Annotated in this window: 10 protein-coding genes; 2 read left to right on the top strand and 8 right to left on the bottom strand. The window is 51.0% G+C overall.

What is annotated here, in order from left to right:
* Nucleotides 1–3: 3 nt before the first annotated feature.
* Together PXH66_RS11030 and PXH66_RS11025 are read left to right on the top strand one after the other, a co-directional pair.
* Nucleotides 4–2,079 (top strand): phospholipid carrier-dependent glycosyltransferase, encoded by a 2,076-nt coding sequence (locus PXH66_RS11030; protein ID WP_330931537.1) that lies wholly within the window; start codon nucleotides 4–6, stop codon nucleotides 2,077–2,079.
* A gap of 254 nt (nucleotides 2,080–2,333) precedes the next feature.
* A complete protein-coding gene (locus PXH66_RS11025) occupies nucleotides 2,334–4,376 on the top strand; it encodes a hypothetical protein (RefSeq protein ID WP_330931536.1) in 2,043 nt (680 codons plus the stop codon).
* Between the two features lie 19 nt (nucleotides 4,377–4,395).
* On the opposite strand, the gene PXH66_RS11020 is transcribed toward PXH66_RS11025, so the two are convergent.
* The 8 genes from PXH66_RS11020 to PXH66_RS10985 all read right to left on the bottom strand — a co-directional run bounded on the left by PXH66_RS11020 (nucleotide 4,396) and on the right by PXH66_RS10985 (nucleotide 15,275).
* A complete protein-coding gene (locus tag PXH66_RS11020; protein ID WP_330931535.1) occupies nucleotides 4,396–5,142 on the bottom strand; it encodes a class I SAM-dependent methyltransferase in 747 nt (248 codons plus the stop codon).
* Nucleotides 5,143–5,198: 56 nt separating this feature from the next.
* On the bottom strand, nucleotides 5,199–6,650 hold the full coding sequence (locus PXH66_RS11015; protein WP_330931534.1) for a bifunctional class I SAM-dependent methyltransferase/glycosyltransferase family 2 protein: 1,452 nt from the start codon (nucleotides 6,648–6,650) through the stop codon (nucleotides 5,199–5,201).
* Between the two features lie 34 nt (nucleotides 6,651–6,684).
* Nucleotides 6,685–8,688 carry a glycosyltransferase family 4 protein gene (locus PXH66_RS11010; RefSeq protein WP_330931533.1) on the bottom strand — a complete coding sequence of 668 codons (2,004 nt, stop codon included), beginning with the start codon at nucleotides 8,686–8,688 and terminating at the stop codon, nucleotides 6,685–6,687.
* Nucleotides 8,685–9,419 (bottom strand): coiled-coil domain-containing protein, encoded by a 735-nt coding sequence (locus PXH66_RS11005; protein ID WP_330931532.1) that lies wholly within the window; start codon nucleotides 9,417–9,419, stop codon nucleotides 8,685–8,687. The genes PXH66_RS11010 and PXH66_RS11005 overlap by 4 nt, the downstream gene beginning before the upstream one ends.
* A 21-nt stretch (nucleotides 9,420–9,440) precedes the next feature.
* Nucleotides 9,441–10,145, bottom strand: a complete 705-nt coding sequence (locus tag PXH66_RS11000) for a glycosyltransferase family 2 protein (RefSeq protein ID WP_330931531.1) — start codon at nucleotides 10,143–10,145, stop codon at nucleotides 9,441–9,443.
* Complete coding sequence (gene glf / locus PXH66_RS10995; protein WP_330931530.1) at nucleotides 10,142–11,308, bottom strand: UDP-galactopyranose mutase; 1,167 nt, start codon at nucleotides 11,306–11,308, stop codon at nucleotides 10,142–10,144. Before glf ends, PXH66_RS11000 begins: the two co-directional genes overlap by 4 nt.
* Nucleotides 11,309–11,403: 95 nt before the next feature.
* Nucleotides 11,404–13,161: an ABC transporter ATP-binding protein gene (locus tag PXH66_RS10990; protein ID WP_330931529.1), complete on the bottom strand. Its 1,758-nt coding sequence runs from the start codon at nucleotides 13,159–13,161 to the stop codon at nucleotides 11,404–11,406.
* A 44-nt stretch (nucleotides 13,162–13,205) separates the two neighbouring features.
* On the bottom strand, nucleotides 13,206–15,275 hold the full coding sequence (locus PXH66_RS10985; RefSeq protein WP_330931528.1) for a hypothetical protein: 2,070 nt from the start codon (nucleotides 15,273–15,275) through the stop codon (nucleotides 13,206–13,208).
* Nucleotides 15,276–15,301: the final 26 nt, after the last annotated feature.

Below are 15,301 nucleotides of genomic sequence, written 5' to 3'. Positions count from 1 at the left end.
GCGATGCATACGAAAATCAGGTTTACCATTCCGACCCCAGTTTGGGCGCTGTTTATTGCTTGTTTGATTTTCCATTTTTTTTGCACCATCCAAGGATGGACTTGGGGTTTCATGTTGGGGCATGAGTTCCGTCAGACTCAGACCGCACTCATTTCCTATTATATCGACCTGCAGGATAATTTCTCGTTGGATTACGAAACGCCCTTGTTTGGGCCGCCCTGGCAAATGCCTCTCGAGTTGCCGGTGTATGAATGGTGTGTCGTTTGGGTCAAGCGAGTGTTTGGCATAAAGGATTTTGAGGCGGCGCGAACGGTATCGCTCACCTGTTTTTACGCGGCGTTCCCCGCCTTTTATTTGCTTCTAGGGCGTAGTGGCCTCGTTCCGGCGCATCGATTGGTGGTTTTAGCGTTATTACTGTGCTGTCCGGTATATATTTTTTACTCACGGGCGTTTCTGATCGATCCCATGGCGTTTATGTTTTCGGTGTGGTTTTTGGCTGCATTTGTGGAAAGCATGATTCGCCGCCAGTGGCGTTGGTGGCTGCTTTGCACGTTAGTTGGCTCAATAGCCGCATTGATCAAGAGCCTAGTTTTTTTGGTATGGCTCTTTCCTGCCGCGAGCTATGGGGCTTGGAGTCTTTGGCGTGACTGGCAGGAAAACGGGACCCGCCGGGCGCTGACAACGACGGTATGGGGAGTCGGCGTTGTTGTATTGCCCTATACTTCGCTGCGGTGGTGGGTGGATCGAACAGATGCGATCAAGGAAAATCCGGTAACAGAAGTTTTTACTTCAAAGATGCTCACGGAGGGTAATTTCGGCACCTACAGCTTGGCTGCGCGTCTTTCAGCCCACACTTGGGAGCACATGTTTATCCGATGGTCGGAAGCGTTTACTTATTGGTGGTCAGCTGGAACCATTTGGTTGTTTGGCATCATGTTTTGCCGAACACAGAGGTGGCGGATTTTGACCGCGATTGTGCTGTTTATGTTTGGTCAGTTTGCTTTTCCGTATGCCTACACGGGGCAGGACTATTACTTTTACACCTGCGCGGCCTTCGGCGTCATGGGAATGGGTTTTGTGGTCGTGGGGATATGGGAAAAATCACGTTGGCCGATATGGCTTCGGTTCATCTTGGCCGCGTTACCATTCGCCGCATTGGTGACTCCATATTGGCGGGGCTACCGCCCCATGCAGCAGGTTGAAAGTCATGGTGGATTCGGTATGACAGCTGCACTAGATTATTTGTTGCCAAATGAGAGTGTCGTCGTGATTCAAGGCGAAGACTGGGCGGCGATTCGCCCCTACTATATCAAACGCCGCGCATTCATGATTCGTAATGGAATGGAACGCAATGAGCGTTACATGACGTGGGGATTAGATAATCTCCGCAATGAATCCGTTGACGCGCTGATGGTGGACTTGAGTTTATCTCAACGAGAGGAGTGGGTGGCCGACGTCACCAGTCGCCTTAATCTGAATAGCTGGCCGACTCTGCGAGACAATCGATTCGAAGTGTATTTCAGTCCGATATTGGACCATGAATTGCGCGAAATCCCAGAGGTCGTTAATTTTCACGAAGTGCGTCTCGTTGACGCTCCGTCGACCGATGAGGAATGGTGGGAACCCGTCCGCAATCTTCTGCCCGGGAAGGCGCGCCGGTTGTTTCCAGTGGTTAACCGCGACGTGTTCCGCTATCGCATAGGCTATGGCTACGGATTGGGTGACGTGCAGGGGACCCCTGCACTCAACTTTCACCCCGATTCCGATTTGTGGGTTGATGCACCCGTTGGCCCGGGCCGCACGGAGTGGAGATATGGGCTTGCCCCCGCAGCCTATGAAAAAGACGGCGATCGCACCAATGGCGTGCTTTTTGGACTTTACGCTGAGAACGCTAGTAAGGAGAGACGCTCGTTATTTGAACGAAAATTAAGGCCGACCACGGAAGTGAGTGACCGAGGGATACAAACGAGTCTGATCGATTATGTGTTAGCGGAGGACGAGACACTCGTTTTTGCATCCCGACCGTTGGACAGCTATGCATTCGATTGGGCCTTTTTTTATTCCGCCAAAGTGGAGTAGTTTCGATGGAAAATTTACTTAGTTTCGACAATGACTTGGGCCGCGGTAGGCCATGAGACGATGCGGTTTGTCGGTTCGAAACCCGAGCGGCGGAACGGCCGAGTCGCATTAGCTCAGTTTTAGAGTGCGCTGGTCGTTGGCTGCGACATTGTCTCGCCGATGACGTTGAAGGAAATCATAGTTCAGTCGCTTCAATTGAAAACCAATTCCACCGATTGATGGGCACCACAAGGTCGAAGCAAGCGGGCTCCACTTTGTCCGACATCACGGGGTTGGCCATCCTGTTGTTCGTTGTGGCTTGGGCACTTTATTGGGGGCACCAAGGATGGGACGTTAAGGGATTGTCTGGACATGAATTTCGTCAGACGCAGACGGCGTTAACCATTCAAGCCATGCAAGCGGAGGGTTTTCGGGTGGACTATCCAACCCCGATTTTGGGCAAGCCATGGTCCATTCCCATGGAGTTTCCTCTCTACCAATGGGCGGTGGTGAAGACTTGCGCTTGGTTCGGTCTGGAGATCGCGTCAGGCGCGCGCTGGGTTTCCACGGTTAGTTTTCTAATGGGCCTACCGGCGCTCTTGCTCTTGATGAAGCATACGGGATTCAGTTGGGGGGGGAGTGCGTTGGCGGTGACCCCAGTGGTGCTGGCTCCGGTATATCTTTTCTACTCCCGCACGGTCATGATCGAATCAATGGCTTGGAGCGCTTCCGCTTGGTTTTTGCTTGGTGTGATTCGCCTTAGAAGCAGTGGGAGAACTGTTGATTGGGCGGTTGCAATCACCACGGGTGTAGTTGCGGTATTGGTAAAGGCTACCACTTGGGCGGTTTTTTGCCTGCCATGGGCGATATTGTTCGTGCACGATTTATGGTGCGCGTGTCGGTCGCGCGGAGAGGGCTGGAAGCGGTTACTTGCCCAAAGTGTAGGTTTGGGGTTACCGCTTCTGCTGATAGGGTTTTCATGGGTTGCAATGGCGGATGCCATCAAAGCCCAGAATCCGATTGCGCATTTTCTGATGTCGGGCGAGCTGCGTGAATTTAATTTCGGAACCTGGGATATGCGACTAGATAGTGCCCATTGGCACGAGTTGATAAAGTTTTGGCGCACGACCACCATGCCATGGTGGATGGTTGGGGGCGGGCTTCTGCTGGGAGGGTTGTTTCGGCGAACTCGCTGGTTGGCCCTTATGGGAGGGGCAGGATTTTTCGGAGCGCAACTGATCTTCTTCGGCTTGTATCTGCGTCACGACTACTATTTCTACGCAAACGGTGCGTTTCTTGGCTTGGTAGTGGGCGGAGTCGCGGCCACGAGCTGGGATGCTTCTGGTGCATGGTGGCGGTGTCGTCTGCCCGCACTGGCAGCACTGGCAGTAGTGTTGTTTGTTCAATTCAACATCTATCTTACAACGTTTCATCCTATTCAGACTGCGTTTGCGACGGGAGACTTCAGGTTGATCAATCCTATCAAACGAATCACAAAGCCGGATGATGTTGTGGTTGTTCACTCCCCTGATTGGAGCTCGGCACTCGCATACTACACCGGCCGGCGCATGCTGACCATACCAGACTCTCAGATGTATTATCACGCTGATAGCGTGAGGGAGAATATTCGGTTATTGGCAGATGAGTCTGTCCCTTTGCTATTATTGGTGGGAGATTCTCGTGATCACCCTCAGTGGGTGGTAGAGCGAATAAGCGATATGGGGTTGGCTCCCACTCCGCTTTTTACGTTGGAAAATAGAGTGACCGCCTATGCTCGGGCGGACCGCTACGTTGAAATGCAAAAGCTTCTGGAGTCGGAAATCCCACCAGGGGTCGTGATGGACCAATCTCAGCGACTGACACCCGTTGAGAATCGTATTCAAATTTCAGGCACAGCTTTGGCTGATGAGATAGGTGAAACGGGTATTACACCTTTGTTTGGAGTGTTACCGTTTGGGGTCTTGATAAATTATTATGATGGCAACGCAGTTTTGCTGGCTCATGCCACCACGGAGTTGTATTTTGAAATCCCGAAGGACGCCGATACGGTGACATTCGATTATTTGGTTAACCCTAATTCCTATCAGGAAGAGGCGTTCGATGGGGTTTCAGTGCAGGCGGAGCTCGTGGCCAAGGATGGTTCGATTATTTCACTTTATACCGATTGGATGTCCCCGCGTGGGGACCAAAGCGAACGAAATATCAAACTAGATATTCCGCGTGGAGTGGCCTCGATGCTATTGTTTCGGGTGCTTCCCGGACCTCGCGGCAGTAATGCCTTTGATCAAGTTTGGCTGCGTTATCTGCGATTTGAGTAATGCCGTGCACGTTTCTTACCTACAGCACCTTGGCGAAGTAGTTTTCGGCTTTGTAGAGAATCACTACGTCCTGCATGCCCCATGACTCTTCAATGTAGGATCTTAATATTACGTTGGTTCGCTTGGAAATAAGACGTGTAACCCATTCAGGTGCCGAAAGAGTGATGCCGTAGTCGGGCCGATCAAAGTATTTCTGGTAGGCGAAACCATTGCGTTTGAAGTCATCGAGAAGGGAGGTTTGGTCCACATCGTCAGCAACATAGCGCTGCTTATTGGCCAGTGCACTGGCAAAAAAGCGACCTTGGAGCGTCAGGATAATGACGCCGCATTCGTTGGTCGCGTCAATTAACATGTCGAGGGTCTGCTCCCATTGGGGGAGATCGAGGTGAGTGAGCACCGATCCGCACCACACGAGATCAAACTTTCGGTCGAACTTTATGCGGGAGATGTCTCTATGGGAGCGAACCGGAATGGCTCCCCAATGGAGGGCGGAAAAATCGATCGCTTCTTGCTCTAATTCGCATGCGGTGATCTCCGCGTAGTGGTGACGCGGACGCAACCAACGAAGCACGCGGGCGTAGCCGCAACCGAAATCAAGAATATTAGGGAAGTGAGGTTTTTCGCACAATCTCGCGGCGAACTCCACCAACTCCAGAGCACGATGCCCGATCTCGAAATACTGTTCTTTTCGTCCGGGCACGATCATGGTGTCGAGTGGAGAAATCGTTTTATCAATGGTCAGATTACTGAAGTCGTAGAGTGGCATGGAAGAAGAAGTAAGGAATAAGCGAGATCCGCTTTTTCGCGTCAACGACGCAACACTCACACAAATTTCAGTTTTCGTGCGGCAAAGAGCACCATCCGCAGTAGCAGCCACCCGTGGCTCCAGCGGTTGATATTGGTGGAGCCGTAAGTTCGGTCGCGATATCGGATGGGAATGTCTCGAATTTTAAGATTCATGCGGTCGGCTCCGAATATTAAATCAAAGTCACCGAAAGGGTCAAAATCACCGAAATAGGCGCGATTGGCCTCCAGCTTCAGGTAGTCCGAGCGTCGCAAGACCTTGGTGCCACATAATGTATCTTTGAGGTGTTGACCCATTAGCCACGAAAATAATATTCCAAATATTTTGTTAGCTATCATGTTAAGGAACTGCATCGCGTGCTCGTCCATGGGGTAGACTAGTCTACAGCCATTGGCGAATTCACAGTGGCCCGAGGTAAGCGCATGAAAATATTTGGGCAGTTCCTCGGGAGGCATCGTGAGGTCTGTATCCAAAATCATCAGAATATCTCCTTCGGCTAGTGCGTATCCCTCCCGCACGGCGTTTCCTTTCCCTTTGCCGGTTTGTTGGATGGCTTTAATGCGCACGTCAGGATATGCTCTCTGAACGCGTTGGATCTCTTCCCATGTGTCGTCCTTGGAGCCGCCTTCGACAAAAATAAATTCGGTCCACGCTCCCATCACTGGAGTGCGGGTGATGGCCGCTTCAATGTTACCCGACTCGTTTCGAGCTGGCACGACGATGGTTACACTGGTTTCATGAGGAGACTTCAGGTCCGCTGGTAGTGGCGTTTCAGAATCTCCATCTGAAAGCGAGGGACGAGCGACAATGAACTGAGTGACACAAAGCCAGGGGAGCAGCGGGGCGATAGATCGATTGATCGTGCGTTCGAACCAACCCGCTGCGAATGGCCACAGAGCGCGGGGCTGTGTTTTGATGATATCCCAATTGGCGAGCGTTAACAAATTGTGAACGTCGCGATGCGAGAGCCAACTGCTGTGGGGATGTGCGCCGCGGAGGTTGATCGCGTCTGCCAATGCAAAGCCGGGTCGCCAAAGTGTGTTGGGGATGTTGATGAGCAAGCGAGTGGCGGGCGTGCACACCGTGCGTATCCGGGAAAGTAGGACCTGCACATCGTCGACAAAATTGATGGTGTCGGATATTACGACATAGTCGAATGTCTCGTCGAGAGGCAGTGACTGACCGTCGGATTGAATGAAAACCGCGTCTGGCACATTGTTTCTAGCCAACTCAATCTGGCGTATGGATAGATCCACCCCCACTTTTCGTTTGGCGGGAATGTGTTTTAGGAGTTCACCACTGCCACAACCGATTTCCAATACCGTGGCGTCGACAGGAATCAGTAGGCTATAATAATGGGCCAGCAATCGTCGATACGCCCTCGCGAGACCTGGTAACGGTTGTGCGAACTGGTCAAAATGTTCACGAATCGTCTGACTGGAGTCTGTAGGAGGCTGGCTGAGCGGCATGATGGGCTGGATGCAGTGTTGAAAATGGATGGCGCTAGACGCAATTTGTCGGGGCAAAGGCTGCATTGAGCGACTTGGCCGCAAGGCGGCGCTCATTGCCGGGGTTTTTTAAAGAGGTGTGTTTGAGGTAGAATTCGAGCAGACGGTCGGTGCTATGGGTCCACGAAAAATTTTCGGCGGCGAAAGCAATCGCTCCAGCTGCAAGTTTCTTGGCCAAACCCTTGTTCTGATGCAAGGTGCTGATGGCAGAAGCAATCCCAGCGCTGTCGGCCTTCTCTAAAATGAATGCGTCTCGACCATGTTGCAGGGTTTCGCCGAGATTTGAGGAGGGTAGTATCACGGGGCGTCCGAGTGCGAAAAACTCTGGTAGTTTCGATGGAAAGCGATAGTCATTGAATGCTCCTGCTGAACCGGGCTGAACGAAAAAGTCCGCCATACTCATCAACGTGGGCAGGTCTTTTGATCGTTTGATGAAACCAAGCTCAACGAACTTACCCCGTAACCGGGGGGTCACCCATTCGGCGAATTCCGGTTCGTTTCGACCCGTGCGAACCAGCCAAGTAGACAGGCCTGAGTCATTGAGCATTTCGACTGCTCGATATAAATCACCCACTTCACGGGCATTGGCCTGATGCACATTTCCGTGATAAAAAAGAACAATATCGTTTGCTGACAAACCGAGTTTGGCGCGTAACCCGGCATTGGTCTCACGAGGATAAAACGCCTTTGCTGCCGCTGGCCAAATCGTGACATGGGGGACATGGGGCGGAACAAACTCCGTCAACCGAGTAATAATCGTGGTGACACCCACCGCCTTCGCCAATAGCTCGGCCGCCCTTCGCGGGTGGGAAAGTGTAGTGGGAACACGACTGTCCAGTTCGACCGTATCCATGGAATTCAGCTCGTTGCGAGTGCAACCGATATGATTTGCCAAAAGCTCCTGCTCGTTGTCTTCCAAATGCACCACAATTTGGGAGCCAAAGCGTGAAGCGACCGCTGTGCTGAACTGCCGCACGAGTTCTCGAGTCGTCCAAGCGTGGACGACGGTCGGAGGGCGGCCGTCTCGATAGAAACTCGGCAGCTGACCGAGGTCGGCGTATTCGATTGCCATGAATCGTGCATCTGGAAGCGCACCTATGGTTTCCGCGTGTTCAGGCACGGCGACGATGCAATCGAAGCCACGCGCAATCAATTCGTTAGCAAACGCGGATATGTGTGAGGCACTGTTGGAGGTAAAATCGCCATAGAGAACGAAAAGTAAATTGAACGATCCGCGCTCGGTTGGGCTGTCCCGGGGTTCAGCCATCGGAAGCCGGGCAGGCGGCAACTCCCAGATATCACGAGGAGAGCGGGGTTTAAGATAAGCTCCGGTTGGTAGATTGGCGCTGAACTTAGCGTCCAGAAAATAGACTCGGCCACATGTGGTGGTTGCTTGTAAACGAATTGGTCCTTTGCCACGCGGTAGATTTTCGCATGTGATAAAGCCTGAAAATTGAGCCTCGGGTTGGCCAGGGAACCGACTGCCCACGTCGGGTCTCCTCACCCCGAACTTAACTGGAACGGCGATATTGCCGAACAGCAGGACGACTTCGCGCAAAGTAAATTCGGGGTGCCACAGCCAACCCGCCAATCGCTTTGTCTCGGTTAGCACCCCATCCGTGCCAGCGGTCTCAAACGCTCCCATCAACGGGTGGGAGCTTACTGGAATCATCATGTTTCGCACCGTGTGCCACGTCGAACCACCGTCGTTACTCACCTCAAGAGAGCCAAGATAGTTACCGAATGGAAGCAAACAGACGAACACGAAGCCGCTGGTTCGTGCATACGGAATTTCAGGATACAAAACGGCGACATCGTCTCGCAAAGGCTCCGACTCGGGGAGGAAGACTTTTTGGTCGATGCGAACCCGGGCACGCGTGCGCCCCGCACCGTTTTTTATGAGAGCCCAACCTTCTAGTCGGAAGTAGTTCTGGAAGGGACGCAGCGGGTAAGGGGTCTCCAGCCCATGCACGATTTCGGGCGCATCAGCTTTTGTCATATCTCGGGTCCAAAGAAATACCGCCATGGTCCCGACAGCCGCCACAGTAGAGAAGATGTGATGGTTGCCACCTTTTTCTCGGACTCGGTTAGCGAGGCCTTGGTTTGCGTGCGAGCATTCTCGGACGCTTGCAGCGAGTTTTGGAGTTTGTTAATTTTATCCCGCTCCGCCGATAGTTTTGTCGTCAGTTCGTTTGTTCGATCGTGGGTGATTTCTAATTCTGCGGCGACTTGCCCACATTTCGATTCGCTGGTTACTAATTCCAGCGTGGTTTGTTTTAACTTCTGTTGGGTGGCATCGAGTTTTGCCGCGAAATCACGGGCGAGTTCATGAGCTTTACTGGTCGCTTGATTGGCAGATTCCAACCGCTCACTGAGTTCCACAATAATCGCGTCTCGCTCCGCACGGTTGCGTTCATCGGTTGCGTTGGCGCGCTTGATCACTTTTTCGCGTCGGTCGATTTCTGCCTTTTTTTCTTCACACTCGGTTTCCAGCTCCCGAATACGTGCACTCAGTGCATGATCGAGGGTGACTATGTAGCCGATTTTTTCCTCAAGCACCAACTCCGCCCGACCTAACAGGGCGACGGCATCCGCCCGGTCGGTTTCCTTGGAAATTAAACGGTCATTGAGCTCAATTATCTCCAACTCAGCAGTCACCAATTCCCGGCGCAGATCCTGGATCTGACGATCGAGATTTTCGGTCGGGCTGGGCTCGGGTGATTCTGTCATTCTGAGAAAACCGGACTGAGATCAACTTACGCGATGGAGTGAGGCGAGCATGTCCCAACCCATCTTGAGGATTTTCGCCACATTGATGCTGTTGGTGCCCCCTTGGCGATCTCGGAAGCGAATCGGAACATAGGACCAGGTCACGAATCGCTCCCGTTTGAGCGCAAGGGTGAGGGCGACATTTTGAATATCGAAATTGGCGGGAACGCGTTTGAGAGCACGTTGCAACACGTCAGCTCGCATTAACCGATAAGGCACGTTTGCGTCACGCAGGTCGCGTCCGGTTAGAATAAATGTGGAGAAGCGAAGTAATCTTGAAATTAGAGCGCGCCTCCACCCGTCGTCCCGCGTAACACGCAACCCAAAAACGCAATCGGCGCTCACGCGTTTATTCCAAATTTCTTTGAAGTAGGCCGGGTCACACTGACCATCTGAGTCAATCTGAAGAATCCAAGCGAAACCGAGACTCACAGCTCGATCGTATCCGAATCGACAGGTGCGGCCATGTCCAGTATTGGGTTTATGCACCACCTCTAGGCGATCAAGGGTATTGGTGGCCTCATCCAAAATGCGGCCAGTGTCATCCCTAGAGCCGTCATTGAACGCGAGGATGCGATAATCGATGTCCAAGGGATCAAGCACCTCCCGCCATTCTTGGAGTAAAGCGACGATGTTGGCGGACTCATTGTAAACTGGTATCACTATGGCTAGCTCGGATGAAATCATGACGAAGATATTGGAGCAGTAGAAAATACCGGCACGCGCTTGCCATGGGCAAGCGCGTCGACCGCTTGGTGAGCGAAATCGAGGGATTCTCCAATAACTTGATCCATGTTCAAATAACGGTAAGTGCCGAGTCGACCCACGAAAGATACGGCTCTCTCTTGCATCGCCAATTCGACATAGCGCTGTAATAGCTCCACATCGGCCTTCAAACGCTTTGGATAATAGGGGATGTCGCCCGACTGGGTTTCTTTCGAGTATTCCTGAAATGCCACGGTGTGCTCATGCGATTCCCATGGTGCGAAATGTTTGTGCTCATGAACACGGGAGTAGGGGACCTTGGCATCAGTATAATTGATGACTGCGTTGCCTTGAAAATCGCCGGTCGCGTCGACGCGCTCGAACGTCACCGTGCGATAGCCTAATCGGCCGTAGCGATGCTCGAAGAATGCATCTATTGGACCGGTGTAAAAAACGTGTTCGTACTTCGTGCGTTCGGCTGGATCGAAAGGACGGGAGAGGTTCACCGTAATGCGTGGAGCATCCAAAATCCGCTCGATCAGCGCGGTGTATCCCTCACGGGGGATACCTTGGTGGACACAGTCGAAGTAGCTGTCATCATAGTTAAAACGAACCGGTAGTCGTTTGAGTATCGAAGCAGGCAGTTCCTTGGGGTCGCAACCCCATTGCTTGATAGTGTAACCGCGAAAAAAGTTTTCATACAATTTACGGCCAAGAAATTTGAGGGCCTGTTCCTCGAAATTCTGCGGCTCCTCGATCGAGTGGTCGCCAAGCGAAGCCAAGTGGGCACGTGCTTCCGCCGGACTAAACGTCTGGCCGAAAAATTGGTTGATGGTCAGCAGGTTGATCGGAAGCCCAAAGACTCCCTGCGGCGTGTGGGCCTTTACGCGATTAGTGTAGGGGCCAAACTCGGCAAACTGATTGACGTAGTTCCACACATCGTCCCGACGCGTGTTGAAAATATGCGGGCCGTAGGTATGCACCATTACTCCGGTAGCCGCGTCCCTGGCTGTGTGGCAGTTGCCACCAATATGATCGCGCGAGTCGATCACTTCGATACGAGCGTTGGTGTGCGTCGCTAAGTGACGTGCGATGACAGCGCCTGAGAATCCGGCACCTACTATGAGGAAATTATATTCAGGCATGAAATTGTAAATTTTATCGAATTGTTTTTTATTTAAATTCGATGCCTCGTATAAAGATTGATTGTGGATTTTCTAGGTAGTGTTGATACCGAATATTAAACGATTGATAGTTCGAAAAACTGGAGGGCGAGAAGTCTGGAATCATCGGAGATCCCCATTGCTGCGGGCGCTGTTGCATCAGGAAGCGCAAACTTCACAATATGTCGTCCCGATTTGGCTAACATCCTAGACGGAATACGAATAATGTGTTCGTAGATTTCGCTAATCTCCAGTTCTGCGATGAACGCGTCATCGAACAAGATGCTCACTCGTTGCCGCGGAGTCTCCGGTGTGCAAAAACCACCAACTCGAAAGCGAAGTGACCGATCTGTTTCCGAACTGGGTAAGTCGAATCGCAAGACTGCTTCAGGTCCGTCTGTCCATGTGTGTTGATCCTCCGTTGCGGACCAACCTTGTTGCTTGTGGCGGATGGATTCACCGTCGGCACCGAAGTTAAGCGCGTTACCCCAAGCGTATGGGCGCAGTAACGAAACCTTGTCTCGGTTGACCTCGACTTCTAAGTTAAGCCAGGCGGTTCCCGTAAAGGTGGCTTCCAAGCCCGGAAGAACCTCAAAAACAATCACGTTGTCTTGCCAGTCGTAGTTGTCGGAAAGGTGGTCTCGGCCGGAGTGTGCGGCGACGGTGATGGAATATCGACCGGGGGCGAGGTTCATCGGAAAGGTGAAAACGATCTCGCATCGGCGACCTGCTTCGAGCGTGCCGACCTCGGTTTTCTGATAATGGGTATTTGAACCAAAAACATCACTTCCCAGTCGGTCCCTCAGCAGCATACCGACGGTCGGATTGTGGACTTCACTACGAACCTCCAAGGCGCAGGCTATTCTAGCGGTTTCACCTACAGTGAAAGTTCGTGCAGGTGCGCCGCTTTCTGCAACCAGTTCCACGTCACCGATGACCACGCGACGGTCCCCGGATCGTGTTATGACCGGGCCCCCTTTATGGCGTTCGACTTGGCGTATTTCTGCGTCCTTCTGCTTTTTCGCGACCAAAGCGTTATAGTAATCACAAACTGAGGCCGCCGGGCCCTCGCGTATGAGAACACCCCGTTCAAGAATAATGGCACGGGTGCACATACTCTTGATAGTGCCGGGGCTGTGGCTCACGATTAGCATCGTTTTCCCAGCCTGTTGGAACTGTCTGATTAGGTTGATGGATTTATGTTGAAAGTATGCATCTCCGACAGATAAGGCTTCATCGACGATAAGTATATCGGGGTCTAATTGAGTGAGAACGGCAAAGGCCAATCGAGTCACCATACCGGTAGAGTAGGTTTTAACAGGTTCGTCTATGAATTCACCGATTTCAGCAAATTCCTCAATCGCATGCATGTGCTGCTTTAGATATTCGCGGGAAAATCCTAATAACGCACCGTAAAGGTAGGCGTTTTCCCGGCCGGAAAAATCAGGATTAAACCCAGAACCCAACTCTAAAAGTGCGGCCACCCTTCCGTTAACCTCCACCTCGCCACTCGTTGGGGTGAGGGTTCCAGCAAGAATTTGAAGAAGGGTGGATTTCCCTGAACCGTTATAACCAATAATTCCCACTACTTCACCACGGCCTATCTCGAACGAAACTTTAGCCAATGCTTTGACATCTCGAAAGCCCGTGCCGGTCCAACGATCCAATCTTTCACGAATCGGGTTTCGCTGCCCGGATATTCGCTTTAAATTTGCAAGCAACAAGTGTTTCAGACGATGCCAAGGACTCTCCCAGACACGATAGGTCTTGGAGAGTCCATTCACTTTAATTGATGATGCGCTGTCGATGGATTCCGTGGCGGGCAGGCCAGTCATTAGTTGAATATCTTGATATGAATGTTGGGAACAGTCGGGAACGTCTACCTTACTACTGATACCTTCAACCCCTTTAGAGCGATCGCCAATTGTCGTTTATCTCCGTTCATTCCTAAGTCAAATGGCGATACAGCATTATGGTGACGGAGTTCTAGACGAATTTTACCATTATTGGTCACTCTGTCAGGTGGCACATTAATGTTTATCTTAAAAATTTGTTGATCATGAACACCTGTGATTGATCCGACTTTTGTCCCGTTTATAATGATATCTGTGTTTTGTTTGCCGAAAGTATTGCCTGTTAGAGTCAATTCATGAGTGTGGTTATCTTTGATAACGCCAAATTCAATTACGCTGTGAGCCATGTTGCTCCATGCGTGCGACTGTTCGGGAGAGCTCCAACCTTCTCTCAATAAGTAATTGCCTATTCGGTCGTGTCCAAACTCAAACTGTTCCGTTGAATGGGCCGTCAGAAGTATATATTTGCTTAACTCGCTTCCGCCTCGTTTATATACCGGATTACTGATTTCGGATGACAGTGTTCCCAAGTAAATACGTGAGGCCCCGGAAATATTGTGAGTCGGTGAGGTAGGGGTTAGGTTCACGTCTATTACTTCACCGCTAATGGGTCGGGTGAACAAAATACGAAAGAACGGCAGTGCTGTCCCGCCACATACTTTATAATCCGCCTCAGATAACAACGGGACTCCATCCACCCAAACTTTCGTTTGGCGTGAATCCGGATGGAAACGCATAGCGGTGCTTTCTAGTAAATCAATAAAGCTGATTGGTTGTTCCTTGTTGTGGGTTACGCGAAATGTTTGCGCACGATTGTCAGGACCGATTTCAAAATCCGGGGCGGGCCAACGTGTCGCGTTCACACGTAAGCAAAGTAAAATTATGCTTCCCGAAATGATAATCAATGAGGTGGCGACTCTGTGGCGACCCGATTGTTTTATTATTAGGAGGATGCCCCAAGTTGCAAAAAAGCTGAGCCATAGCGTCGGCCAAATGAAGCAACGAACGTTAAGGTATTTGTATAAATTATGTCCGGTTAGATCTCCGAATCCAGAGTAAACAAATAACTGCATTAAGCAAGCAATACTGAGAGCCTTTAACGCAATTGGCAGGCGGAAAAAAAGACAAGGTAACGCACAAATACCCATCAACGTCCACGGAAGAAGCGAAAATAAGCCTAATCGGTCGGTGAGATACATTTCTCTGCCGTCGATCAGGAGAGATATCATTTTCTGCAGTACAATTGCGAAGTCAAACCCGCCGCCTCCTCCTTCAGGCGTCGCAATTTTGAGATACCCTCCGAAAGCATCAGCATATACAACTTGATTGAAAAGAAGCATTAATGATGGTGCAAGAGCCGCAGTTGGTAAACCGAGGGCCAACATTATTATATAGGGTCTGGTTGCTCGACACGTCGAAATGCTCCACGATCTATACCAAATAGCAAGCAGAGCAATAGCCGCGGGGATTGTTAATAGTATGTCTACAGGACGGACGGTGAATATGTAGCCTGCGACAAATGCTATTGCCAAAGTGTGTAGGAGGGAGCCTCTACCAGTTGGGTATCTCACTTTTCGACTGACTCGGTCGATTAAGAAGTAAAGCAAACCTAATAGGGCAGCTGAGAATGTGTTGGTCCATGGTATCACATATGCTCTTGTTACATCAGGTAGGGCGAACGCTCCTAGTATCAATGAAAGGGTCGCCGGCGCTAAACCAAGTGCGCGAGTAGCCACGGAAAGAAAGATGAAAAATACTAGAAAAGAGGAAACTAAAATGACCGGTAGAAATGCATGTTGAGGCGATAATCGGATGAAAGGCGCAGCTAGAATAGGGTATCCGGGGGGGTAGGTATGTTCACTCGGGGCTAGATTACCGGAAGCTAAAGCATTGGCGGATTTGTAGTACTCCCCTTGGTCATACCAGCCGACCCAGCCGAGAAAACCATCATTACTAAAATCGGGGCGTGAAACATCGTTTATGTAAAGAGTTGTAATTGCAATGCAGGCTATCACCGTAATGATGCAGCGGGTGGTCAAAAATCCCGTTTTCTCTTTCGTTGAAGGAAGGAAAAGCGCTCGAACCTTAATATTCATGGTGTTTTTTTAATGCCGAAAAAATA

Origin of the sequence: Synoicihabitans lomoniglobus, assembly GCF_029023725.1 — a bacterium.
In the GTDB taxonomy this organism is placed as follows: domain Bacteria; phylum Verrucomicrobiota; class Verrucomicrobiia; order Opitutales; family Opitutaceae; genus Actomonas; species Actomonas lomonigloba.
This window is presented reverse-complemented; position numbering and strand designations above follow the sequence as displayed.